Genomic DNA, 23,950 nt, shown 5'->3' on the forward strand with positions numbered 1-23,950 from the left:
TTTCGGGATGTTTTTGTCGATTGGCGAGCTGTCGGCGCGCACGGGCGTCAAGGTGCCCACCATCCGCTATTACGAATCCCGTGGCCTGATTGCTGTGCCACTGCGCAGTGCGGGCAATCAACGCCGCTACGGGCGGGCAGAGCTGGAGCGGTTGGGGTTCATCCGCCATGCCCGCGATCTGGGGTTCTCGCTCGAGGCGATTGCGGCGCTGATCGAGTTGCAGGATCACCCCGACCGCGGGTGCGAGTCGGCCACCCGAATCGCGCAAGGTCAGCTTGGGGCAGTGCGGGAGAAAATCCGGCGATTGCGCGCACTTGAGACCGAGTTGGCGCGCATTGCAGAGGGATGCACGGGCGAGGGGGCCGCACGCGATTGTTATGTGCTGGCGTCTTTAGCCGACCACGACCTGTGCCGCCGGGATCACCCGGCGGAGGCCAGATCCTCGACCCAGCGAAGCTGACGCGGCAGGCAGATGCCGCGCAGATCATAGCGCGCGCGGATCAGCTCGCGCGCGGTCTTGCCCAACTGCGCCCGTGCTCCGGCATCCTCCAACAAGGCGCAAATCTCATCCACCAGCGCCTCGCGGTCAAAGAAATCCACGAGTCGCCCGGTCTCGCCATGGGTGATGACCTCGCGCACCGGGGCGGTATCGCCTGCGACTATCGCGGCGGAACAAGACATCGCTTCCATCAGGGACCAACTGAGGACAAAGGGATAGGTAAGGTAGACATGCACCCGGCTGACCTGCAAAAGCCGCAGGAACTGATCATAAGGGATGCGCCCAAGAAACCGCACCCGCGCCCAATCTTCATCTGAAATCTGCGCGCGCACCTCATCAATGAAAATCTGCTTCCATGTCTGCCCCTTGGGGGGGCGGGCCCCATAGCTCACCTCGTCCCCGCCGACAATCAGCACCGTTGCATTGGGCCGCTCGCGCAAGAGGCGGGGCAGGGCGCGCATAAAGACATGATAGCCGCGATAGGGCTCTAGATTGCGGTTTACAAAGGTGATCACCTCATCTGCGCGGGTCACGTCGCACTGCCCTTCGATGGTCAGGCGGACATCGGGCAGGGGGGCGGCCTGAACCGTGTCGATGCCATCATGGCTGACCGTGATCCGCTCGCGGAAGGGGCTGGGAAAGGTATCGGCCTGAAACCGGGTCGGGCTGATTCCGGCGTGCCCGGTCTCGAAATGCAGGTGATTGTTGATGTTCTTCATCCGGATGCGCAGGGCTTCGGCCTCGATGTTTTTTGAGGCGAATTCGGGATCGAAGTTGAGATGCGGATAGCCCGCGAGGTGATAGAGCTCGCAATACAGGCCCAGCTTGGCCGTGGGCCAGACATCGCGCAGGAAAAGCGACTCTCCCCAGCCGGGATGGGCCAGAATGAGATCGGGCGTATAGCCCTTTGCGCGTAGGTCTACCGCCGCCTGCCAGCACGCCTCGGCGCGCGTGACCTTGGTATCGAGATCGACCAGCCAGGGATGCAGGCTTTGCCCGTTACGCTTGGGCAGGGCATAGGGGATCACCTGCACGCCCTGCCATTTCATGGCTTCTTTGACCCGCAGGGTCAGCGCCACGCAGTTATGCCCCTGCTGGGCCAGAAGTGGGGCCAGATGTTTGTATTGGCCGGGAAAATTCTGATGGATAAAAAGGATTTTCATAGGTGTCCGTATTTCAAAGGTTGTTCGTGGTTATAATCAGGCGATCGGCCCGCGCAAACCCCTTGCATTTTTACGCGCCCCCACTGGACCCGCGCGCGCCAACCGCCTATCACCCCCTGCAACAACCCTATCAGTAAGAGGTGCGCCCCATGTCGCGCTATGCCGCCAGTGACGTCGAAGCGAAATGGCAATCCGCCTGGGAGGCGGGCGATGTGTTTCGTGCGCGCCGCGATGAGACACGGCCGAAATATTACGTGCTGGAAATGTTCCCCTATCCGTCGGGGCGTATCCACATGGGCCATGTGCGCAATTACACCATGGGCGATGTGGTGGCGCGCTATAAGATTGCCACCGGGCATAACGTCTTGCATCCGATGGGCTGGGATGCCTTTGGCATGCCCGCAGAGAATGCGGCCATGGCGAGCGGTGGCCATCCCAAGGACTGGACCTACGCCAATATCGCCGACATGCGCGCCCAGATGAAGCCCTTGGGCCTGAGCATCGACTGGTCCCGCGAATTCGCCACCTGCGATCCGGAATACTATGGCCAGCAACAGGCGCTGTTTCTGGATTTTCTCGAACATGGGCTGGTCTATCGCAAGAATGCGGTGGTGAACTGGGACCCGGTCGATATGACCGTTCTGGCCAATGAGCAGGTGATTGACGGCAAGGGCTGGCGCTCGGGCGCGGATGTGGAGCGGCGCGAACTGACGCAATGGTTCTTCCGCATTTCGGACCACGCCGAGGATCTGCTTGAGGCGCTCGATACCCTCGACAATTGGCCCGCCAAGGTGCGGCTGATGCAGGAGAACTGGATCGGCAAATCGCGGGGGCTGCAATTTGCTTTTGGTCTGATTGACGGGCCAGAGGGGCATGACCGGGTCGAGGTGTACACCACCCGGCCCGATACGCTGATGGGGGCATCCTTTGTGGGGATTTCGCCGGATCACCCACTGGCCAAGCGGCTTGAGGCTGAGCGCGAAGATGTGGCGGCGTTCTGCGCCGAGGCGCGCAAGGGCGGCACCACCGCCGAGGCGATCGAGAAGGCCGAGAAGCTGGGGTTCGACACCGGGCTGCGTGTGCGCCATCCCTTTGATACCGCATGGGAATTGCCGGTCTATATCGCCAATTTCATCCTGATGGACTATGGCACGGGCGCTATTTTCGGCTGTCCGGGGCATGATCTGCGCGACCATGATTTTGCGCGCAAATATGATTTGCCCATTGTCGATACCTTTCTGCCGGTCGAGGGCGACCATGACATTCAGGCGGCGCCCTATGTGCCGCTCAAATCGGAAGCTGTGCGGTATACGCGCCTGGTGGCGGGGGACGAAATTCAGACCGGCGAGACGGGTGTCAACGCCGCGATTGATTTCTGTGAGGCCAATGGCGTGGGCCAAGGTGTCACGAAATTCCGCCTGCGCGATTGGGGTCTGAGCCGCCAACGCTATTGGGGATGCCCCATTCCGGTGGTGCATTGCGACACCTGCGGTGTGGTGCCGGAAGCCAAGGAAAACCTGCCCATCCGCCTGCCCGATGATGTCACCTTTGACGCCCCCGGCAATCCGCTGGATCGGCATCCGACATGGCGCGACTGTGCTTGCCCCCGCTGTGGCGCGCCCGCGCGGCGCGAGACTGACACGATGGATACATTCGTGGATTCAAGCTGGTATTACGCCCGCTTTACCGCGCCCCATGCCGCGACGCCCACGGATATGGCCGAGGCTGAGTATTGGATGAATGTGGACCAGTATATCGGCGGCATCGAGCATGCGATCCTGCACCTCTTGTATTCGCGGTTCTTTGCCCGCGCGATGCAGATCACCGGCCATTTGCCGCAGAAGGCGATCGAGCCCTTCGATGCGCTCTTCACGCAGGGGATGGTGACGCACGAAGCATACTATCGGGACGAACAAGCCACGGTGCAAAACTACGAGACGGGTGAAACAAGAGAAGTTATCCGGCGTGTTTGGTTTTCCCCAGAACAGGTAGAACGGACATCAGAGGGCGCTGTTGAAATTGGAGTTGCCCCTGTAACTATCGTTCCGCCAATCAAGATGTCGAAATCCAAGAAGAATGTGGTCGATCCCTCGACCATTATCGCGCAATACGGGGCCGATACGGCGCGCTGGTTTGTCCTGTCTGACAGCCCGCCCGAGCGCGATGTGGAATGGACCGCCTCGGGCGCTGAGGCCGCGCATCGGCATCTGAGCCGCGTTTGGCGCCTTGCCGCCGAGATCGCGGCGAGCGACGCGCCCGCCACCCCAGAGGATGACACGCTCTTGCGTGAGATGCACAAATGCATCGACGAAGTGACCAAGGGCATCGACAGTTTCGGCTTTAACGCGGCGATTGCGCGGCTTTATGCCTTTACCAACACGCTGGCGAAATCGCAGGCAGGGACGGGGGCGAAGACCACCGCCGCCCGCACGCTGGCGCAGCTTATGTCGCCCATGACCCCGCATCTGGCCGAGGATATCTGGGCGATGCTGGGCGGTGAGGGTCTGATTGCCACAGCACTTTGGCCGGTCGCCGATCCGGCCATGCTGATCGACGAGACGGTCATTTTGCCCATTCAGATTAACGGCAAACGGCGGGGCGAAATCACCGTGCCTGCCGATATGCCGAAATCCGAGGTTGAAAAACTGGCGCTGGCCCACAATGCTGTGGTCAAGGCGCTGGACGGGGCCCAGCCCAAGAAGATCATCGTCGTCCCCGGACGGATCGTCAATGTCGTGGTATAGCCGCCGCTTTTTCCTGATGTCCGGCCTCGCCCTGCTGGCGGGGTGCGGTTTTGCGCCCGCCTATGGGCCGGGCGGGGCGGGTACGGCGCTGATGGGGCGGGTGGTCGTGGAGGCCCCCGATACCCGCGCGTCTTATCTCTTGACGCAAGAGATTGAGACGCGGCTGGGCAGGCGCGCCAATCCGCGCTATGCGCTGATCCCGGTCGTCACGCTGAACACGCAGGCCATGGCGATCAACCGCAATAACGTGGCATCCCGCTTTAACCTATTAGGAACAGTGGCTTATAGCTTGCGTGATCTTGAGACGGGGCTGATTGTCACCTCGAGCGAAGTCACCAGCTTTACCGGCTACTCCGCGACCGGCACGACCGTGGCGGTGCAGGCGGCGGAGCGCGACGCCGAGGCGCGGTTGATGGCGATTCTGGCGGATCAAGTGCTGACCCGCCTCTTGGCCGCAGACCTGCCTCAGCCGGAATGAAGCTCTCGCCGCGCGATGCTGTCCGCTATTTCGCCAAGCCGGAGGCGCAGCGCACCGGCATCCTGATCTATGGCGCGGATGCGATGCGTGTGGCGCTCAGGCGGCAAGAGATGCTCGCGGCGTTGCTCGGCCCCACGGCGGATGCTGAAATGCGCCTGACACGTCTGCCTGCGGGCGACTTGCGCAAAGACCCGGCCGCGCTTTTGGATGCGGTCAAGGCGCAGGGGTTCTTTCCCGGCCCGCGCGCGGCCTTTGTCGAGGATGCCAATGACACCGCCGCCGATGCCATTCTGGCGGCGCTCAGCGACTGGCAGGCGGGGGATGCCCAGATCATCGTGACCGCAGGCGCGCTCAAGGCGACATCGAAAATTCGCAAGGCGTTTGAGAGCCATCCCGATGCCTATGCGGTTGGAATCTATGACGATCCCCCCAGCCGAGAGGAGATTGAGGCCACATTGGCCCGCGCCGGTTTGCGCGATGTGCCGGGGCCGGTCATGGCCGATCTGACAGCGCTGGCGCGCGATCTTGATCCGGGCGATTTTCGTCAGACCATTGAGAAGCTGGCGCTTTATAAGTTGGGGGACGCCACGCCGCTGAATGCGGCGGATATCGCCGCCTGCGCCCCTGCCTCGACCGAGGCGGATTTGGACGACATCCTCAATATCGTGGCAGAGGGGCGGTCAGCAGAGATTGGCCCGGTGATGCGGCGGTTGAAGGCGCAGGGCACCCAGCCTGTTGGCCTCTGCATCGGGGCCACGCGGCATTTTCGGGCGCTCTATACCGCTGCGTCGGACCCCGGAGGGGCGGCGCAGGGCATTGCCCGGATGCGCCCGCCCATTTTCGGGCCCCGTCGCGACCGGATGCTGCGGCAGGCGCAAGGCTGGGGCGCGGAGCGCTTGCAACAGGCACTGACGATCCTGACAGATACCGACCTAACCCTGCGCTCCGCCGGACAGCGCGCGCCCGACATGGCACTGGTCGAGCGGGCACTGATCCGGCTGGCGATGCTGGCCACGGCGCGGTGATCCGGGCGAATCTGGGTTAACAGACGGAAATTTAAGAAAATTACGGAGCGGTATCGGGGCTGTATTGCGTCGGTGCGGGTTTGGGGGAAGTGTAGGGTTAATTCAGCGGGCGGTATGTCGCGACAGGTCGTACTTTTGAAGGGAGGGCCCTTGCATTCCCACACCGGAAAGCTGGAACAGCATCAGGCTACCTTGGGTGGGAAAAAGATCGTCGATAGGCGATCAGGTTCGAGGTTGACCCTCCGACCCGGCTCCCACTTGGCTGCGGTTGTTCGGGACAAGGTATGTTCCTTAAGGTTGACCTCAATTTCTTGGTCACCAATGAAATCTGCAATGGTTAGCGAAATGCCGTCTATCATGATTGACTGATTGTAAAAGAAACTGTCCATCGGAATGTCCTGAACCATAAATCGCATAACCTGCCGACTATCGACAACGCGCCGCTCCATCAGCATGGCAGTTCCAGAGGGCCTTCCCTTGCCTGTTTGCCCTCCGAGTTCATCTCCAAACACTGAAATTGGTTCGAGATTTATCAGGTCTCCTACCTGCCATGAACCATCGTGACCAAAGCCATTCAATAAATTGATTTCCCAAGATAAAGCGCCGTTCATGCGCGCAATTTTCAAAGGTTGAAATGCAACGCCATCATGCGCAATCAGCTCTGCGGCTCCAAGTGCATCCTGCACAGGTGAGGGGGCGTAAGTTTCAACACTTGCTGACCACTGTCCCTGCTTATCTTGCTCCGCTGCCAATACCCGACCTTGTGCATAGATGAGCCCATGAAATTCTCCGGGTAGATTTCCGTCTCGCAACGGTTGGTCAAGAATATCAGTGAGTGCGCCAAGTGATCTGGAGAAAATTTCCGAGGTCGTGTCCAGGCCCAGAAACCTTGCGAGACTGGACAAGGCCTCTGTAGGGTCGGCCACAAGATGCTCAAACTTCAAGTCTAGTGCATTGCCGAGTTGAGCCCATGACCCATTGCTACGAAGGCTTACTCTAGCCTGCGCAATCGCATGTTCTTTTTCGACTGTGGTCGCAAAATGCATGTACTCTGGATCATCGAAGAGGCGCGAGTGGGTCGCATGCCGCATGATCGCATCTGCGATGCCTGCCGCATCCCGAGAAACCCGGATCACGCGAACCCCATGCTCAAGGAACTTGGCGGTAAGCTCTTTCGACAGTTCGCCCTGCATCCGAAAAACAAGCTTCTGTGGATCCTTTTGGTCGATGACCTTATTGAAAGCGGCTGTATCCGCTCGAAGCAGCCCCCCGGGTGAAACGAAATCTCGTAAGCGTAGCAGGGTCTTTTGCCTCGCCCGCAATTCAGAATTGTGGGTAATATCAAGTAAACCCAAGACCAATTTATAGACGGTGGCTTCGCCTGATTTCGTGGCACCAGATATGATTATCACCTAGTTTCCTCATATGTTTTGAATATCCCGTACAAAATGCAAACGCGGTTATGTCGAGCCGGCCTCGCCAAATAGTCCTTCTACGTCAGCGAAAAGTTTTACGATTTTGTTCCCAAATCAAGGGATTTGTTCTTAGGGCCGTGTCTGCACTGTTTGAGTGCTGGAGTTTGGGGCAAGCCTCCTAGACGCGGGATCGGACAGCCCGAACACGAGTGCGTGATATCCAGCCTGTTGCCTGAGCTGCCCCCGTTGCCTTGGGTCAGCCTTTGGGCAATGGTGCCGCACCAACACTCAATAGGGAAATCGCCATGTATGATGTTATCGGCTCTCGGGCCAGTCGCGCCTTTCGCGTGCTGTGGTTGCTGGAGGAAATGGGGGTCGGCTATAATCACATGGCTGTTGCGCCCCGGTCGCCCGAGGCGCTGGCCGCAAACCCTTCGGGCAAGATCCCGGCGCTGCGGGATGGTGATGCGGTGCTGACCGATTCCGCCGCGATCATGACCTATCTGGCCGATAAGCATGGGCAATTCACCCATGCCCCCGGCACGGTTGCGCGGGCGCGGCAGGATGCGCTGACGCATCAGATTCTTGACGAGATTGACGGCACGCTCTGGACTGCGGCGCGGCATAGTTTCGTGCTGCCCGAAGAGCATCGGGTGCCGGCGGTGAAAGACTCGCTCAAATGGGAATATGAGCGCAATCTTGCGCGCCTGTCCGATGCGCTGACCGGCCCGTTTCTGCAAGGCGAGACGATGACCATTGCGGATATCCTCTTGGTGCATTGTCTGATGTGGGCGGGCAAGGCCGGATTTGCCGATCCGGACGACAAACTCAAGGATTACATGGCGATGATGGTCGAGCGCCCCGCCTGTCAGCGGGCAGCAGCGCTGCCCTGAGCGAAAGCTGCGGCGTGCTGCCCGGCCCAAAGGCCGGTGGCAAGGCAGGCGGTGAGCAGGTAGCCACCTGTTGGGGCCTCCCAATCCAGCATTTCCCCGGCGGCGAACACGCCGGGGTGATCCCGCAGCATGAGGCCCGCATCGAGCGCGCTCAGCTGCACCCCACCTGCGGTTGAGATGGCCTGATCCATCGGACGCGGCCCCGAGAGCGGCACCGGCAGGCCTTTGAGCAAGGCAGGCAGATCGCTGGCCCCCCGGCCAAATTCCATCACCAGCGCGAGCTTCACCGGATCGAGGCGAAACGCCTTGCGCAGGCGGTTCTTGAGGCTGTCGCTGGTCTTGGTGCGGGCCAAGCGCTGCGCGACCTCTGATGGGGTGAGATCGGGCAAAAGATCGAGCGTGAGCGGCGCGCCATCGCGCAGGGCGGCGCTGACCTCATAGATTCCGCCGCCCTCGAGCCCTTGGTTGGAAATGATAAATTCCCCGCGTGAGCGCAGCGCCCCGGCGCGCAATTCCACGCCTTTGACCGGCTGGCCGAATTGCGCCGCCATATGGGGCGACCATGCGACCAGAAAGCCCATATTGGCGGGGCGAAACGGGGCCAATGTGGCGGCGTCGAAATGCGCCGCCCATGCCCCGTCCGAGCCAAGCCGCGCCCAGCTTGCGCCGCCGCAGGCCAGCACGGTCACGGTGGGATGCAGGCGTTGCGTGCCCTCGGGCGTGTCGAAAATCGCGCCATTGTCCCATCCGCACCAGCGCCAGCGGGTGCGGATTTCAACCCCAAGCCCCTTTAATTCCGAAAGGAAACTGCGCAGAAGCGGCGAGGCCTTCATCACCGTTGGAAAGACCCGGCCCGTAGAGCCGGTGAAGACCTCTTGCCCCAAGGTGCGTGACCAATCCTGCACCGCGTCGGGGCCAAAGGCGGCAAGCATCGGGCGCAGCGCGTCGGCACCGGGGCCGTAGGCGGCGAGAAACTCCTCAAACGGTTCCACCTTGGTCAGGTTCAGCCCGGATTTGCCCGCCATCAGGAATTTGCGACCCACCGAGGGTTTCGCCTCGGTCACCACCACGCGCAGCCCGGCCCGCGCCAGTTCGCGCGCCGCCATCAGGCCCGCAGGCCCAGCCCCGATGACCAGCGCGTCGGTCATGCGGCGGGGATCGCGGGGGTGGGCAGGCCCCGGTGATGCACCACACGCTGCGGATAGGGCATTTCGACCCCTTCGGCGCGCAGGACGTTCCAGATCGCGAAAAGCACGTCGGATTGGTATTTGCCGGTCACGTCCTCGATCCCATCGACCCAGTATTCGACCGAGAAATCCACACCGCTTTCGCCAAAGGCTTTGAGTTCGCATTCGGGGGCGTGTTTGCCATCTTTCAGCACCTCGGGCACGGCGGCGACAGCGGGTTCGATGAGCGCGGGGATGCGCGTGATATCGGTGTCGTAGCTGACGGAAAAGGCGGCCTCATAGCGGTGCCGCTTGCCGGCGTCGGAATAGTTGACCACGCGGGAGGTGATGAAATCCTCATTGGGCACCACGATCCAGCGCCCATCGACGGTTTCCAGAATGGCGGCGCGGGCGGTCATTTTGACGATAGTGCCCTCTGATCCGTCATCGAGCACGACGTAATCGCCCACGGTCGTCTGCCCCTCCAACAGCAGGATCACGCCCGAGACGAAATTGGCCGCGATCTGTTGCAGGCCAAGGCCGATGCCCACGCCAAGCGCACCGCCCAAGACGGCAATCGCCGTAAGGTCGATGCCCATGATCGACATCAGCAGCAGGAAGGCCGCGCCGAAGATCACGATCTGGCTGGCCTTCATCGCCAGTTCGCGGGTGGCTGGGCGGAGTTCCTGCTGGCGCTTGATAAAATCCTCGGATTGGCTGTTGGACCAGCGCCCAAGCCAGAAAAGCAGCGCGCCAGAGACCGCACCACGAATGAGCGCGAGGGCCGAAAAGCTGATATTGCCCAGATCGACCGATATCGCGGCGAGTTTTTCATTGGCCAGACCGAGCAGGTCAAAGAGATAGAGCAGCGCCACCGGCATCAGCACGAAGCGGCCAAGCGCCCGCAGAAACGGATCGGTCAGGATTTCGCGCACAAAGAGGCGGGCGGCGAGGACGAGAAACAGCCGCTTGCCAAAGGCGATGACATCGCCCGTGCCAAAGATCGAGCGGGTGACGCCTTCGCCAATGCCGGTGAGGCCATAGGCGAGCAGCGGCATCAGGAGCGGCAGGAACATAAGGATGAACCGCCGCGCTGAGGCGATGATGTTCTCTTGCTCTGCAGGGGGGGTCAGAAACCGGGCGAGTGCGGGCCGTATCCGGCGGGTGATCAGCACGGCCAAGAGCCACGCCACCACCAGCAGGCCAAACTGCGACCAGGCGGCGGGGCTAAGAAGCCAGCCCTTGGCCAGATCCCAGCCCTGCATCGCGTAGCCCAGTGCCTGCCCGATGATCTCTGGCTGCCCGTCCATCACACACCCCTTGCCTTTTGTCTCGCACACGCCATCCTCTTGCCCGCAGGCTGCGAAAGGATCAAGTTAAACTGTCGGAATGGCCCATTTGCCCGCTTTGCTTGCGTCCAATCCCGCCCGAGGCGCGCCAGAGCCTGCATCACCTTGTGCCCAAGTTGAAGGGCGGCAAAGGGGGCCCGGTGGTGCGCCTGCATCAGATTTGCCACAACGAGATTCACGCGACGTTGACGGAAGGTGAATTGGCGCGCAGTTATGCCACTGTCGAGGCCTTGCGCGCGCATCCGCGTTTGGCGAAATTCATCGCCTGGGTGGCGCAGCGCCCGCCGGGGTTTCAGTCCAAGACCCCCGGCGCGCGGCGCAAGCGGTAGGGATCAGAAGGGCATCGGATGCGCCTTGTGGGTGGCGTCGAGATCGCTCAGCACCTCTGGGGCGAGCGTGATGTCCGCCGCGCCAAGCGCCAGATCAAGTTGGTTCATATCCGTGGCCCCAAAGATGGCGGATGCAAGGAAGGGGCGCGTGAGGCACCAGGCAAGCGCCAGTTGCACGGGGTCAAGCCCGTGTTTCTGCGCCACGTCGTGATAGGCCGCGACGGCCTCAAACGCGCGCGGGGTCTTGCGCCCGCCCAGATCGCCGTTGATCGCCATGCGCGAGCCGGTGGGCAGCGCGCCGTGCTGATATTTGCCGCTGAGCAGCCCCGCCGCGAGGGGGGAAAAAGCCAGAAGGCCCACATCCTCGTTGACGCTGAGTTCCGCGAGGTCGGTATCATAGAGGCGGCATAGGAGGGAGTATTCATTCTGGAGCGTGGCGGCGCGGGGGCCGTGGCCCGCCTCGGCCAGCCGGAGCCATTGCGCCATGCCCCAGGCGCTCTCGTTCGAGAGGCCGAAGGCGCGGATGGTGCCGCGCGCGACCTCGCGTTGCAGGGCCTCGAGCGTCTCCTCCATATGGGCGATTGTCTCGGCGCGGTTCTGGGCCGAGGGGTCAAAGGCCCAGTTCTGGCGGAACATATAGCTGCCCCGGTTGGGCCAGTGGAATTGGTAGAGGTCGATGTGATCGGTCTTGAGGCGGCGCAGCGATCCCTCAATGGCCTGCGGGATTGACCCCGCCGTGATCGGCGCGCCGTCGCGGGCGTGTTGGAAGCCCTTGCCGGAATGTTTGGTGGCGAGGATCACATCCGCGCGCCGACCGGAGGCTTTGATCCAGTCGCCGATGATTTCCTCGGTGCGGCCGGTGGTTTCCGCGCTGATGGGGGTGGTGGGATACATCTCGGCGGTGTCGATGAAGTTCACGCCGCGCTCCAGCGCGCGGTCAATCTGCGCATGGCCCTCTGCCGGGGTGTTCTGAGAGCCCCATGTCATCGAGCCAAGGCAGAGCGCGCTCACCTCGATCCCGGTCCGGCCCAAGGGTCTTTTCTGCATGGTGTCTCCTGCGGTCTGGGTTTTGGGATGGGATAGGGGAGGAAGGCGGTGGAGGGAAGGGAGATGTTCAGCCATCCGGTCGCAAGGCAAGGCCGCTGGTGGTCGCGGTAATGTGAGTGGCCTTTAGCGGACATTCGTGCCTGCTACAGCGAACTGCAGGTACGAGCCCGTTGCGCCGAATGCTGCGACTTGCATGAGTGACCGCTTCCCGAAAGGGCGAAATGCGTCAGTTGCTTGGAAGGCCGGGTTCAGTGGCGTGGAGACTTTCCCGTTGCGACACGGCTGCCCACCAATCTGCAAGCTTTGAGTAAGCCTTCAATGCATTAGCACCTTCTCGTGCTTGAACAAAGTAAGCGATCATCGGTGCAAGGTGGCAGTCTGCAAGGGTGAAACTCTGACCATCCAAGATGCCCCCCTCTTTTGCGATACTATTCAGTGCACTTAGTACGACGTGAGACGCATCGATTCCCGCCCGGATCTCAGCTTCATCTGCCCATTCACCTGCAGCAGGCCGAAAAACTCGATGGGCAAAAACCTGTCGGACCATAGGGCGATAGCCGTAACTATCGACAATTGAGACCACCTGCGTGACGCGTGCCAATGTCTTAGCTTTGGCTGGCATCAACTCCGGTCCCCCGAAGGCCGCATTTACGTACCGAGAGATTGCGGAAGTTTCGAATACATCAAACTCACCATGGCTCAGAACAGGCACCCGACCAAAAGGATGGCGCTTGAGATAGTCTTCCGAGACATCCGGTGCGAAAGGATCAATCTCGTCAGTTTCGTACGCGACGCCCTTTTCGTGCAGCACGACGCGCGCAATGCGGTTGTAAACACTGTAGCGATAGCCGCGAAGAATAACTGAATGTTCCATCTACGCCTCCTACCATAACAAGTATCCGTGCAAAAAGCCGCCATCGAAAGCATGAGGTCCAGTGGCTGCAAGGTCCGCATAGCAGACCTTGCTGTGTATCGCGGCACGTGTCCGCTTTGTCCTTCACCTCGCTCCCTAGTGCCGGACCGCCCGAGCCCTTGCACGCCTGTTGTCGGGGGAAACGTCTCGGGCCGTGTTCCCGCGCGACCTCAAACCCAAAAGCCACTCAGCCTTTTCTCAACGTGCCTCAGTGCTTGTGCCCATGCCCATGCCCGTGCCCATGGTCGTGATCGTGCCCGTGGTCGTCATCCAGGCTACCGTGCAACGCGAATTGCTCTAGCCCCGCGTCTTGGGCTTCGATCACGCTGAAGGTTTCGCGCACGCCCGCCTCGGTCAGTTCGCGGATCACGGTGAGGAGGGTGTTGGGGGTGTGATCTTCGCAGAGGTCGGCCATTTGTGCCACTTCCTCGCGCGCGACGGGGAGGGCTGCGGCGAGGTCCGGCGCGCCGTAGATGTCGACGAAATGTTGGGCCAGCGCCTGTGTCAGGGTGGCAATCTCGACCTCTTCGACTTGGGTCACGGCGACAAAGGTCACGCGGCCAAAGGTTTCGACCCCGAGCCAGCCGTTGGAAAACGCCTGCCGGGATTTGCCGGTCAGGTCCGCTTCGGACCAGTTGGAAAACTCGAACCCGCCCGAAATGCACCATTCGCCGGTGCGCGCGGGGCTGTGGTAGACGCGCTGATCGCTCTCGTCGAAATGGATGGCGCGGGCGAGTTTCATGATTGGGTCTCCAACAGGGTGGTGAGCGGGATGAGATGGGTGGTGTCGCCCTCGCGCAAGAGCATGCCAAAGCGGTCGTCCACGCCCTGAAACGTCCCGGTGCGGCCGTTTTGCGTGATCTCTTCGCCCATGCGCCAGGCAAGGCCGCGCCATTCGGCATGGAGCGCGCGGGGGCCTGCGTCTTCCCATGTGTTGATCCACACGAGGCTATGGCGCGCCCAAGCCTCTAACAATTCCACGGGGTCGAGTTCGGCGCAGCCTTCGTCATAGAGCGAGGTCTGGTCGGGCTGGTCGCCGGGGCGCTCTGCGATTTGCATCAGCGGCAGATCAAGGCCGATCACCAGCCAGTCGGGTTCGACCTCGGGGTCGGTGCCGCCTGCGGCCACGCGCAGCCGCCCGCAAGAGGCCCCGTTGAGGCGGAGGCCGCCCGACCATTCGAGATGCACGGCCACCTCGGGTGGGGCGAGCGCGCCAAAGGCATTCTGAAAGCCGACGCCGCAGGTGGGCAGCATCAGCATTGCGTCGGCCAGAGGCACCTCGGGGGCGAGGACGATGGCGGCCATCAGGTGATTGGCCGTGAGGTTATGCACGATGAGGCCTGCATCGCAGCCCTCTGCGGCAAGGGTGCAGGCCATATCAAAAGGGTGGGTCGCGCCGGTGACGGCGCGCCCTGACATCAAAGGTGGAAAGCTGGGCGTGGTCATGCCAGCCCTGCGTTGATGAGGTGGCGGGCCACCTCGCGGAAGGCCTGCGCCTGTGGGCTGTCGGGTTTCGAGACAACGATCGGCGCGCCGCCGTCCGAGGCCACGCGAATGTCGAGATGCAGGGGAATTTCCGCCAAGAGCGGCACGCCCAGTTTCTCGGCCTCTGCCCGCACGCCGCCATGGCCGAACACATGCTCTTCATGGCCGCAGTTGGTGCAGATATGCGTGCTCATGTTCTCGATCATGCCCAGCACCGGCACATGCAGCTGGTTGAACATGTCGATCCCTTTGCGGGCATCCAGAAGCGCCACATCCTGCGGCGTTGAGACGATGATCGCGCCATCCACCTGCGCCTTTTGCGCCAGTGTCATTTGCACATCGCCGGTGCCGGGCGGCAGATCCACCAAGAGCACATCCAAAGCGCCCCATTGCACCTGCATCAGCATCTGTTGCAACGCGCCCATCAGCATCGGGCCGCGCCAGACCACAGCCTGACCTTCGTTGGTCATGAGGCCGATAGACATCATCGTCACGCCGTGATTGCGCATCGGCAGGATGGTCTTGCCATCGGGGCTGGCGGGGCGACCAGAGACGCCCAGCATGCGCGGCTGGCTGGGGCCGTAAACATCGGCATCCAAGAGGCCGACGCGCCGCCCTTCGGCGGCCAGCGCACAGGCGAGGTTGGCGGAAACGGTGGATTTGCCCACGCCGCCCTTGCCGCTTGCGATGGCGATCAGGTGATTGACGCCGGGAACTTTTTCGGGGCCTTTCGGCTCTGCCTTGCGGGAAGGTTTGAGATCGGGCGGAGCCTTGGTCGAATGACCCGTGAGCACGACCGAGACGCTTTCGGCCCCCGCTAGAGCCTTGACCGCCGCCTCGGCGGCGTCGCGCACCGGGGTATAGGCCTGCGCCTTGGCCGGGTCGATTTCCAGCACGAAGCGCACGGTGCCGCCGTCGATGGTGAGGGCGCGCATCACGCCTGCGGCGACGATGTCCGAGCCGCTGACCGGATCGGTGATCTTCTTGAGCGCCTCAAGGACGCTCTCTCTGGTCAATGCCACGTCAGTCCTGCCCTTTGATAATGCCGGTCACGGTGTGTTCGATATCGAGCCCATCGACAGTCAGCACCACCTTGGCGGTGAATTCCTGTCCGGCGGTCGCGCCCTTTTTGCGCAGGCCGTCTTCGATGGCCTGTTGCGAGGTGACGCCCACTTGTTTGAGGAATTTGCGCATCGACATGTTGAAATCGTCGCTCATTGGTCTCTCCCTTTGCTGATCTGAATGCTTGACGCCGATATAGGCGGTTTTCTAGGCTTGGGTATGTGCCTGTTGGTGACCCCTTACACGCGACTGTCCCGGATTGCGATGCTGTGGCTCGCAGCGCTGCTGTGGCTTATGCCTGATCTGGCGCGGGCCGATGACAAGCGGTTTCGGCTGAGCGCGCCGGTGGTTCTGGTCGAGTCCGGGTTGCTGGGCTATCTCGTGCCGCGCTTTGCGCTCAAGACCGGGGTGCGGGTCGAGGTGGTGGCAGAGGCAAGCGAGGCCGAGATCATTTTGGGTCAAGAAGAGGGCCGCGCGGTGTTCGAGGGCGTGGGCGCGGTCTGGCGCATGGGCGTTTCGGGCACGCATCCGGGGGCGGCCCTGTTTGCCGATTGGCTGACATCCGAGATAGGTCAGCGCACGGTGACAAGCTATGAGGTGGCCGGTGTGGCCCCCTTTGGCCTGCCGCAGGTTGTGGAAGAGGCCGAGGCGGCGGCGGTGTTCGACGGCGATCCCGCCCTTGGCAAAGAGGTGTCCTTGCTGCAATGCGGGCGCTGTCACGTTGTGGCGCCCGAGAACCGGATGGGGGCGATCGGCTCGACACCGTCGTTTGCCGTGCTGCGCACCTTTGCCGATTGGGATGCCCGGTTTCAGAGCTTTTTCGCGTTGAAGCCGCATCCCGCCTTTACCCAAGTGGCCGGTGTCACCCAGCCCTTTGCCAGCCATCTGCCCTCGCCGATTTCGCCCATCGAGGTCACGCTCGATGAGTTGGAGGCGATCATCGCCTATGTGGCGGGGCTGGCCCCCGCCGATCTGGGCGCGCCGATCCAAGTTCAGTGATCCTTGCGTTTGGTCAGGTAATCTTCGGTGCGGCGGACGCGCGGACGATCCCCCATGGCAAAGGGGTTGTTCGCAGAGTTGAACTGCGCGTTGATGCGGCAGCCTTCGCACATCTGGATCATGCGCGCGGCATCCGAGGTGGCGAACATCGCGTGCTTGCCCGCGAGTTTCTCGGTGATGCGGTTGATTGTGGCCTTGGAGCCAAAAAGCGTGCCGCATTCGACGCAGGCAAATGGCTCTTCTTCGTTCAGCACCACTTGGGTTAGGGCGGTGTCGTCAAGGTTCATGCGCGGTTCAAGCGTGATGGCCTTTTCCGGGCAGATCGTGGCGCAGATGCCGCATTGCAGGCAGGCATCCTCTTGAAAGCGCAATTGCGGCTTGTCCTCATTGTCCATCAGCGCGCCCGAGGGGCACAGCGAGACGCAGGAGAGACACAGCGTACAGGACTCGGTATTGACCAGCACCGCGCCGTATGGGGCGGAGGTGGGCAAAGGCAGGGTGCCACCCGATGGGTTGAGGGATTTGGCGGCAAGGCGCGCGACCTGACGGCGGCTGCCCATCGGCAGGACCGGGCTGGCAAGGGGCGCGGGCGGGGCCGCGCCATAGAGCGCGTCGCAGAGCGCGCCCGGGTCGGTGAGGTCAAGCAGGTGGACGGTGCCTGCGCCGGCCATGGCCTGCGCCAGCGGCACCTCTTGATCCAGCGCGTCGCGTTCGGTTGTGGGGGCGAGCAGGATCGCCACCTCGGCAAAGCCCGAGGCGAGGGCAGCGAGGATCTCAGCATGGCCAAAGCCTGCAAGCGCCGAAACCTCTAGCGGGATCACATCGGCGGGCAGCCCGCGCCCGTGGCGGGCGGCAAGGCGGATCATCTCGGCCCCATGGGGGGTGTCATGGACAAGCAGGCGCGGGGCGGTGCCGCCAGCCTTGCGATAGGCCTGCGCCAGCGTCTGAATGCGGCGGAAGGTCATATCAGGGGGGGGCGCATCATAGGTAATGGCCCCCGAGGGGCAGCGCGCGGCGCAGGCCCCGCAGCCCGCGCAGATCATCGGATCAATGCTGACGTGGTCGCCATCCGGGCTGATCGCGCCGGTGGGGCAGATATCAAGGCATTTGCTGCATCCGGTCTGTTCGGCGCGGGAATGGGCGCAGATGAGCGGCTCAAGCGCCACGTAAAGCGGCTTTTCAAAGGTGCCGATCATCTGGGCGGCCTGAAAGACCGCATCCGAGACGGCATGCAGGCTGCCGGGATCAGCGCGCAAATAGCCTTCGCGTTTCTGGGGGGCGGGAAAGAGGGGCGTGCCGCCGCGCAGGTCCAAGAGCACATCGCAGTGCGTCTGCCCGCCGTCGCGCGGTGCGGTCCAGCGCAGGGCACCGCGTCCGGCGGGGTTGATCTGTTGCAGCGCGTCGATGCGCAGCTCGAACTGGCCAAGCGCACCGCTGGCCTGTGTGATCCGGCCCCGAATGGCATCGAAATCGCGGTTCTCGGGCGGGTCCGTCTCGTCGGTCAAGAGCACGGTGACGCCAAGGAGGGGGGCGAGTTTTTCAGCGGCGGGCAGGGCCACATCCGAAGCACCAAGGATAAGGCACAGCCCCTCGGATATGACGTCTACGGTCTTTTGTGGTGGGGTTGGCAGGCTGGCTTCGGCCAGAAGGGCGGCCATTTTGGGTAGTTTTGAGGCTGAATCATCCGACCAACCGGCCCGGTCGCGCAGGTCGATCAGGGGGGGGCTGTCGACCTCGAGATCGGCTGCCAGATCCTCGAACAAGCGGGCCTCTTGGGCGCAACAAATAATTGCCTCGCCGGTGGTGATGGCCTTGGTCGCGGCCTCGATTTCATCGGTGCAGAGCGCACTGTGTAGGCGTGAACAGCTCAGGCCGGTGGCCTTGGAGAGCCCCTCGGGGTCGAGCGTCTGGCTGGCGGAACAATCGCATAAAATCAGGTGTTTAGGCATGTTTACCCCGGTGTTTGACACGTCTGGGAAGCGGACCGGATCGGTCACTTTGCGCAGAGATTAGGCATGATTCGAAGCCCTCGTAAACCGCTTTTCGAATCGTTCGGCCTTGGGAGAGGGCCGGTTCAGGCGCTGTTTTAAACCCGATTGATTCTGTTTGTTTTCAATATCTTGTCATGCGGCAGTGCAGCATTGAAAAGGGCCAACTGGACATTCTGTCCTTTGAGGCCGCTGACGTGCCGATGGGTGGTTCAAAATGTCCGGATCGGACTCGATGTGGACGGTTGCACACAAAAAGGGCTTTGCGTGGTCCGGAAACCAAACCAATCTGGAACCACGCAGCAAAGGATGCACGACCGCGTGACCTATCGCCACGAAACACAGATGCTTGAGAAACAGATGATGGTGCCCTTGGGCATTGTCATGCGACGTACGCCGGGTGTTACCCGGTGGGCTGCGTGGGCATGGCGGGCGGTGTCGGTTCTGCCGGGGGCGCCGCAGGCGGATTGGCGCGAGTTGCGGCGCGAGGGCGAGGCGGTGGACTTCCACGCCGCGACCGTGTTGCTTGATCTGCATCACACCCAGACCGAGGCCTATTTGCAGGGGCTGTCCGCACGGGTGCCGTCGGTCTTTGTAATCATGCGAAACCGGCCCAATGCTGATCTAGAGCGCGCGCCTTATGAGGTTGTGCTGGTCACAGCCTCGCCCTTTGAGGCGCAGGATTATGCCGACAATGGCGATGATATTGTGGAAAAGGTGCCGATGCCCGAGGGGCTGGTGGCGTTGGTCCGCGATTTTGTCGAAGCACATCATCAGGAAGAGGCGTTTCAGAAGCGTCGCCGTGACAAGCAGGCCGATGGTCGCGCGCAGGACGGCATCGGGGATGCACGGATCGTGCAGCCGCGCGATGTCTTTGCCACGCCAGAGCGGATGCGCCGTGGGAGGCTGAATTGAGCCGCGCGTCTGATTTCTGGTCCCGGCGCAAGGCGCGGGTTGAAGCTGAGGCGCAAGACGAGGCGCGTGCAGCAGAGCAGCTTGCGGCAGCCGCCCGCGAGGCAGAGCTTGAGGAGAAGACCGACGCAGAGCTGTGCGAGGAATTGGGTCTGCCCGATCCTGACGCATTGAAAATGGGCGACGATTTCCGCGTCTTTATGGATAAGGCGGTGCCAGAGCGGCTTCGGCGGCGGGCGCTGCGGCGGCTATGGGTCAGCAATCCGGTGCTGGCCAACCTGGACGGTCTGAACGACTATGCCGACGATTACACCGATGCCGCGATGGTGGTGCCGGGTATGAAGACCACCTATCAGGTGGGTAAGGGCATGCTGGCGCATGTTCAGGAAATGGCACGCCAAGCCGAGGCATTGGCCCGAGGGCCAGCAGAGGCTGAGGTTGTGGCCCTAGCCGATGAGCCCGAACTGGTAGAAGTCGCAGAGGTCGAGGCCGCGCCCGACCCGGATGCAGGTTCTGAGACAAGCGGTGCATTTGCGGAGGCCGAGACAGTGACGGCACAGGATGACACCCCCCTGCCGCCGCGCCGCAGGATGCGATTTCAATTTGATGAACAGGCTGGAGTATCCGCATGAGCCAAGCCGAGGCGCTGAAAGCCCAAGAGCCGGAGATCGCCGCAGAGGATGCGCTGCGTGCCGATCTTTATGATTTTCTGGCCGCCATTCTGGCCCGCCCGCCGGGTGAGGCGCTGTTGGCACAGACCGCCGCGCTGAACGGGGATGCAACGCCAATGGGCCAAGCCGTGAGCGCGTTGGCGCGTGTGGCTGGGGTGAGCAAGCCTGCCGGGGTCGAGCGCGAGTTCAACGCGCTCTTTATCGGGCTGGGACGGGGCGAATTGCTGCCCTATGCCAGCTATTATCTAACCGGCTTTCTCAATGAGAAGCCGCTGGCGGGGCTGCGCCGCGACATGGCCGCGCGCGGCATGACCCGTGCGCAAAATGTCTATGAGCCGGAGGACAATATCGCCTCGCTCATGGAGATGATGGCGGGACTTATCAGAGGGCGCTTTGGCAAGCCTGCGACGCTGGCCGATCAACAGGCGTTCTTTGCCAAGCATATCGGCCCTTGGGCCGGGCATTTTTTCACGGATTTGGAGGCTGCGCAGAGTTCGGTTCTCTATGCCTCGGTCGGCGCGGTCGGTCGGGTGTTCATGGAGATCGAGGCGCAGGGCTTTCGAATGAGCGGGGCGTAAGCCCGTATCGCAACCGGCGGAGCGATCCGTCACAACGAGGGGAGGGAGACCTTCATGACCCGGAAGACCGAGGCTGGCAGCAGCCGCCGTGATTTCCTGAAACTGGCCGCCACCGGCGCGCCCGCTGTCGCGGTCGCAACGATGGTCACGACGGGCGAGGCCCAAGCCGCAGAGCCAGACCTGACATCGGATCGGATGCAGGACACCGCGCATACCCGCGCCTATTTCGAGAGCGCCCGCTTCTAGGATCGGACGCCCGTCAACGCTGGTGCGCGGCCAAGTGGCCAGAGCGTCAGGGACAATCGCAGTACCCAGCCCAAGAGGCCCAGGGAGGAGAGAGAAACATGTTGAGGAAAAAGACCAACGGGGTTGCACGCCGCCCCCAGCGGACCAGTATCCTGTCCGAGGTCGCCGGAACATCGGTGGACCGCCGCGCATTCCTGCGTGGCAGCGGTTTGGCCATCGGTGGCCTTGCCGCAATCGGTGCCATGGGGGGCACCGTGACCCGCGCCAATGCGCAGAGCGCTGCGACGGCGGCGGTTCAGACGGTCAAATCGGTCTGCACCCATTGCTCGGTCGGTTGCACGGTTGTGGCCGAGGTGCAAAATGGTGTCTGGACGGGGCAGGAACCCGGCTGGGACAGCCCGTTCAATCTGGGCGCGCATTGCGCCAAGGGTGCCGCCGTGCGCGAGCATGCCCATGGCGAGCGCCGCCTGAAATACCCGATGAAGAAAGAGGGTGGAGAGTGGAAGCGCATCAGCTGGGAGCAGGCGATCAACGAGATCGGCGACGGCATGATGAAGATCCGCGAAGAAAGCGGGCCGGATTCCGTCTATTGGCTGGGCTCTGCCAAGCACAATAACGAACAGGCCTATCTCTTCCGCAAATTCGCCGCCTATTGGGGCACGAACAACGTCGACCATCAGGCGCGGATCTGTCACTCGACCACCGTTGCGGGCGTTGCGAATACATGGGGCTACGGCGCCATGACCAACAGCTACAACGACATCCACAATTCCAAGGCCATTTTCATCATCGGTGGCAACCCTGCCGAGGCGCATCCTGTCAGCCTGTTGCACGTGCTGAAGGCCAAGGAAGAAAACAACGCGCCGCTCATCGTCTGCGACCCGCGCTTTACCCGCACAGCGGCGCATGCTGATGAATATGTGCGTTTCCGTCCCGGTTCGGACGTGGCGCTGGTCTGGGGTATCCTGTGGCACATCTTTGAGAATGGCTGGGAAGACAAGGAATTCATCCGCACCCGCGTCTGGGGCATGGACCAGATCAAGGACGAGGTGAACAAGTGGACCCCAGAAGAAACCGAGCGCGTTACCGGCGTGCCGGGCGAGCAGCTGCGCCGCGTGGCGCGGACGCTGGCCAATAGCCGCCCCGGTACTGTTATCTGGTGTATGGGTGGCACCCAGCACACCAACGGCAACAACAACACCCGCGCGTACTGCATCCTGCAGCTGGCGCTGGGCAACATGGGTGTGGCCGGTGGCGGCACCAACATCTTCCGCGGACATGACAACGTGCAGGGGGCCACGGACCTTGGTGTTCTGGCCGACACGCTGCCCGGCTATTACGGTCTGGCGGAAGGATCTTGGGCGCATTGGGCGCGTGTCTGGGGCGAGGATATGGATTGGCTCAAGAGCCGGTTCTCGGATGCCACCTATGCGGACACCAAGATGATGAACCTCAGCGGCATCACCGTGTCGCGGTGGATCGACGGTGTTCTCGAAGACAAGGAGAATATGGATCAGCCCAACAATGTCCGGGCCATGGTTCTCTGGGGTCATGCGCCCAACAGCCAGACACGCGGTAAGGAAATGAAAACCGCGATGGAAAAGCTGGACATGCTGGTTGTGGTCGATCCGTTCCCGACAGTCTCTGCTGTCATGAACGACCGTACCGATGGCGTGTATCTGCTGCCGGCTACCACGCAATTCGAGACGCGCGGCTCTGTCACCGCCTCGAACCGGTCGTTGCAGTGGCGTGACAAGATCATGGACCCGCTGTTTGAGTCCAAGGTTGACCACGAAATCCTCGCGCTGTTCGCCCAAAAGTTTGGTTTCCATGACCGGATGTTCCGCAACATCGCGATTGACGAAGCCGGAGAGCCCAACGTCGAAGACATCACCCGCGAGTTCAACAAGGGTATGTGGACGATCGGCTATACCGGCCAGAGCCCAGAGCGGCTTAAGCTGCATATGGCCAACCAGCACACCTTTGACCGCACCACGTTGCGCGCCAAGGGCGGCCCGGCCGATGGCGATTACTACGGCCTGCCCTGGCCCTGCTGGGGAACGGCCGAGATGAACCATCCCGGCACAGCCAATCTCTATGATATGTCGATACCGGTTTCCAAAGGTGGCTTGACCTTCCGTGCCCGGTTTGGCGTAGAACGGGATGGCGACAACCTCTTGGCCGAGGGTGTCTATTCGGCAGGGTCTGAGATTCAGGATGGGTATCCGGAATTCACCATGCAGATGCTGATGGATCTGGGCTGGGACGGCGATCTGACCGCAGACGAGCGCGCCGCAATCGACGCAGTGGGCGGACCTACGGCCAACTGGAAGACCGACCTGTCGGGCGGTATCCAGCGGGTGGCGATCAAGCACGAATGCGCGCCCTTCGGTAATGCCAAGGCGCGGGCGGTCGTGTGGACCTTCCCCGACCCAGTGCCGTTGCATCGTGAACCGCTCTACACCAACCGTCGTGATCTGGTGGCGGATTATCCGACCTATGAGGACCGCAAGGCTTGGCGTTTGCCGACCATGTATGCCTCGATCCAGCAAAAGGATTTCTCGCAAGAGTATCCGATCATCCTCACCTCTGGCCGTCTGGTCGAATATGAGGGCGGCGGCGACGAGACACGGTCAAACCCGTGGCTGGCCGAGCTTCAGCAGGATATGTTCGTCGAGATCAACCCGCGCGATGCCAATAACATCGGCGTGCGGGACGGCGCACAGGTCTGGGTTGAAGGGGCTGAAGGCGCCAAGGTCAAGGTCATGGCAATGGTGACAGAGCGGGTGGCGGAAGGCGTTGTCTTTATGCCGTTCCACTTTGGAGGCCATTTCGAGGGCAAGGACCTGAGGGGGAATTACCCCGCCGGTGCCGATCCCTATGTCTTGGGCGAGAGCACGAACACGGCTCAGACCTATGGCTATGACTCGGTCACGCAGATGCAGGAGACCAAGGCGACTCTCTGCAAAATCATGCCAGCGTAAGGAG

The 23,950-nt window shown here is 62.1% G+C and carries 23 protein-coding genes; 12 read left to right on the top strand and 11 right to left on the bottom strand.

The window, feature by feature from the left end:
* Positions 1-7: 7 nt before the first annotated feature.
* Positions 8-460: a MerR family transcriptional regulator gene (locus tag ROSMUCSMR3_RS15370; RefSeq protein ID WP_081507870.1), complete on the top strand. Its 453-nt coding sequence runs from the start codon at positions 8-10 to the stop codon at positions 458-460.
* Here ROSMUCSMR3_RS15370 and ROSMUCSMR3_RS15375 read toward each other — a convergent pair.
* Positions 421-1,662 carry a glycosyltransferase gene (locus tag ROSMUCSMR3_RS15375; RefSeq protein ID WP_081507871.1) on the bottom strand — a complete coding sequence of 414 codons (1,242 nt, stop codon included), beginning with the start codon at positions 1,660-1,662 and terminating at the stop codon, positions 421-423. The genes ROSMUCSMR3_RS15370 and ROSMUCSMR3_RS15375 overlap by 40 nt on opposite strands.
* A 149-nt stretch (positions 1,663-1,811) precedes the next feature.
* Here ROSMUCSMR3_RS15375 and leuS point away from each other — a divergent pair, with 149 nt between their 5' ends.
* Genes leuS through holA form a run of 3 tightly spaced genes read left to right on the top strand, consistent with a single transcriptional unit; the run spans position 1,812 to position 5,909 of the window.
* Positions 1,812-4,406, top strand: coding sequence for a leucine--tRNA ligase (leuS, locus tag ROSMUCSMR3_RS15380; protein WP_081507872.1), 2,595 nt, complete (start codon positions 1,812-1,814; stop codon positions 4,404-4,406).
* Complete coding sequence (gene lptE, locus ROSMUCSMR3_RS15385) at positions 4,393-4,884, top strand: LPS assembly lipoprotein LptE (RefSeq protein ID WP_081507873.1); 492 nt, start codon at positions 4,393-4,395, stop codon at positions 4,882-4,884. The genes leuS and lptE overlap by 14 nt, the downstream gene beginning before the upstream one ends.
* Positions 4,881-5,909, top strand: a complete 1,029-nt coding sequence (holA, locus tag ROSMUCSMR3_RS15390; protein ID WP_081507874.1) for a DNA polymerase III subunit delta — start codon at positions 4,881-4,883, stop codon at positions 5,907-5,909. The genes lptE and holA overlap by 4 nt, the downstream gene beginning before the upstream one ends.
* Positions 5,910-6,091: 182 nt before the next feature.
* On the opposite strand, the gene ROSMUCSMR3_RS15395 is transcribed toward holA, so the two are convergent.
* Positions 6,092-7,321, bottom strand: coding sequence for a sulfotransferase domain-containing protein (locus ROSMUCSMR3_RS15395; RefSeq protein ID WP_081507875.1), 1,230 nt, complete (start codon positions 7,319-7,321; stop codon positions 6,092-6,094).
* Positions 7,322-7,629: 308 nt separating this feature from the next.
* Between ROSMUCSMR3_RS15395 and ROSMUCSMR3_RS15400 the strand changes: the two genes are divergently transcribed.
* The gene (locus ROSMUCSMR3_RS15400) at positions 7,630-8,217 is read left to right on the top strand and encodes a glutathione S-transferase family protein (protein WP_081507876.1); all 588 of its coding nucleotides are present in this window, start codon (positions 7,630-7,632) and stop codon (positions 8,215-8,217) included.
* Here the strand turns inward: ROSMUCSMR3_RS15400 and ROSMUCSMR3_RS15405 are convergent.
* Both ROSMUCSMR3_RS15405 and ROSMUCSMR3_RS15410 read right to left on the bottom strand, forming a co-directional pair.
* Complete coding sequence (locus tag ROSMUCSMR3_RS15405) at positions 8,193-9,365, bottom strand: TIGR03862 family flavoprotein (protein WP_081507877.1); 1,173 nt, start codon at positions 9,363-9,365, stop codon at positions 8,193-8,195. The genes ROSMUCSMR3_RS15400 and ROSMUCSMR3_RS15405 overlap by 25 nt on opposite strands.
* A complete protein-coding gene (locus ROSMUCSMR3_RS15410) occupies positions 9,362-10,693 on the bottom strand; it encodes a mechanosensitive ion channel family protein (RefSeq protein WP_081507878.1) in 1,332 nt (443 codons plus the stop codon). Before ROSMUCSMR3_RS15410 ends, ROSMUCSMR3_RS15405 begins: the two co-directional genes overlap by 4 nt.
* 101 nt (positions 10,694-10,794) lie before the next feature.
* Between ROSMUCSMR3_RS15410 and ROSMUCSMR3_RS15415 the strand changes: the two genes are divergently transcribed.
* The gene (locus ROSMUCSMR3_RS15415) at positions 10,795-11,061 is read left to right on the top strand and encodes a hypothetical protein (protein ID WP_008279830.1); all 267 of its coding nucleotides are present in this window, start codon (positions 10,795-10,797) and stop codon (positions 11,059-11,061) included.
* 3 nt (positions 11,062-11,064) lie between these two features.
* Here the strand turns inward: ROSMUCSMR3_RS15415 and ROSMUCSMR3_RS15420 are convergent, their stop codons facing one another.
* The 6 genes from ROSMUCSMR3_RS15420 to ROSMUCSMR3_RS15445 all read right to left on the bottom strand — a co-directional run bounded on the left by ROSMUCSMR3_RS15420 (position 11,065) and on the right by ROSMUCSMR3_RS15445 (position 15,724).
* Complete coding sequence (locus ROSMUCSMR3_RS15420; protein ID WP_081507879.1) at positions 11,065-12,108, bottom strand: aldo/keto reductase; 1,044 nt, start codon at positions 12,106-12,108, stop codon at positions 11,065-11,067.
* A gap of 226 nt (positions 12,109-12,334) precedes the next feature.
* Entirely contained in the window at positions 12,335-12,982 is a 648-nt protein-coding gene (locus ROSMUCSMR3_RS15425; RefSeq protein WP_008279832.1) for a glutathione S-transferase family protein, read from the bottom strand.
* Positions 12,983-13,229: 247 nt separating this feature from the next.
* A complete protein-coding gene (locus tag ROSMUCSMR3_RS15430) occupies positions 13,230-13,763 on the bottom strand; it encodes a DUF6505 family protein (protein ID WP_081507880.1) in 534 nt (177 codons plus the stop codon).
* A complete protein-coding gene (locus ROSMUCSMR3_RS15435) occupies positions 13,760-14,467 on the bottom strand; it encodes a biotin/lipoate--protein ligase family protein (protein ID WP_081507881.1) in 708 nt (235 codons plus the stop codon). Before ROSMUCSMR3_RS15435 ends, ROSMUCSMR3_RS15430 begins: the two co-directional genes overlap by 4 nt.
* Positions 14,464-15,528 (bottom strand): iron-sulfur cluster carrier protein ApbC, encoded by a 1,065-nt coding sequence (gene apbC, locus ROSMUCSMR3_RS15440; protein WP_081507882.1) that lies wholly within the window; start codon positions 15,526-15,528, stop codon positions 14,464-14,466. The genes ROSMUCSMR3_RS15435 and apbC overlap by 4 nt, the downstream gene beginning before the upstream one ends.
* 1 nt (position 15,529) lies before the next feature.
* Positions 15,530-15,724 (bottom strand): DUF6494 family protein, encoded by a 195-nt coding sequence (locus tag ROSMUCSMR3_RS15445; protein WP_008279836.1) that lies wholly within the window; start codon positions 15,722-15,724, stop codon positions 15,530-15,532.
* A 24-nt stretch (positions 15,725-15,748) separates the two neighbouring features.
* On the opposite strand from ROSMUCSMR3_RS15445, the gene ROSMUCSMR3_RS15450 reads away from it, so the two are divergent.
* A complete protein-coding gene (locus tag ROSMUCSMR3_RS15450; RefSeq protein ID WP_081507883.1) occupies positions 15,749-16,567 on the top strand; it encodes a hypothetical protein in 819 nt (272 codons plus the stop codon).
* On the opposite strand, the gene ROSMUCSMR3_RS15455 is transcribed toward ROSMUCSMR3_RS15450, so the two are convergent.
* Positions 16,561-18,516, bottom strand: a complete 1,956-nt coding sequence (locus tag ROSMUCSMR3_RS15455; protein ID WP_081507884.1) for a 4Fe-4S binding protein — start codon at positions 18,514-18,516, stop codon at positions 16,561-16,563. The genes ROSMUCSMR3_RS15450 and ROSMUCSMR3_RS15455 overlap by 7 nt on opposite strands.
* 348 nt (positions 18,517-18,864) lie before the next feature.
* On the opposite strand from ROSMUCSMR3_RS15455, the gene ROSMUCSMR3_RS15460 reads away from it, so the two are divergent.
* The 5 genes from ROSMUCSMR3_RS15460 (at position 18,865) to ROSMUCSMR3_RS15480 (ending at position 23,946) form a co-directional block, all read left to right on the top strand.
* Positions 18,865-19,470 (top strand): DUF3305 domain-containing protein, encoded by a 606-nt coding sequence (locus tag ROSMUCSMR3_RS15460; protein WP_008279839.1) that lies wholly within the window; start codon positions 18,865-18,867, stop codon positions 19,468-19,470.
* Positions 19,467-20,099 carry a DUF3306 domain-containing protein gene (locus ROSMUCSMR3_RS15465; protein ID WP_081507885.1) on the top strand — a complete coding sequence of 211 codons (633 nt, stop codon included), beginning with the start codon at positions 19,467-19,469 and terminating at the stop codon, positions 20,097-20,099. The genes ROSMUCSMR3_RS15460 and ROSMUCSMR3_RS15465 overlap by 4 nt, the downstream gene beginning before the upstream one ends.
* The gene (locus ROSMUCSMR3_RS15470) at positions 20,096-20,716 is read left to right on the top strand and encodes a TorD/DmsD family molecular chaperone (protein WP_008279841.1); all 621 of its coding nucleotides are present in this window, start codon (positions 20,096-20,098) and stop codon (positions 20,714-20,716) included. The genes ROSMUCSMR3_RS15465 and ROSMUCSMR3_RS15470 overlap by 4 nt, the downstream gene beginning before the upstream one ends.
* Positions 20,717-20,770: 54 nt before the next feature.
* Complete coding sequence (locus ROSMUCSMR3_RS15475) at positions 20,771-20,962, top strand: ubiquinol-cytochrome c reductase iron-sulfur subunit N-terminal domain-containing protein (protein ID WP_008279842.1); 192 nt, start codon at positions 20,771-20,773, stop codon at positions 20,960-20,962.
* 98 nt (positions 20,963-21,060) lie between these two features.
* Complete coding sequence (locus tag ROSMUCSMR3_RS15480) at positions 21,061-23,946, top strand: formate dehydrogenase subunit alpha (protein ID WP_008279843.1); 2,886 nt, start codon at positions 21,061-21,063, stop codon at positions 23,944-23,946.
* Positions 23,947-23,950 lie beyond the last annotated feature (4 nt).

Origin of the sequence: Roseovarius mucosus, assembly GCF_002080415.1 — a bacterium.
Lineage (GTDB): Bacteria > Pseudomonadota > Alphaproteobacteria > Rhodobacterales > Rhodobacteraceae > Roseovarius > Roseovarius mucosus_A.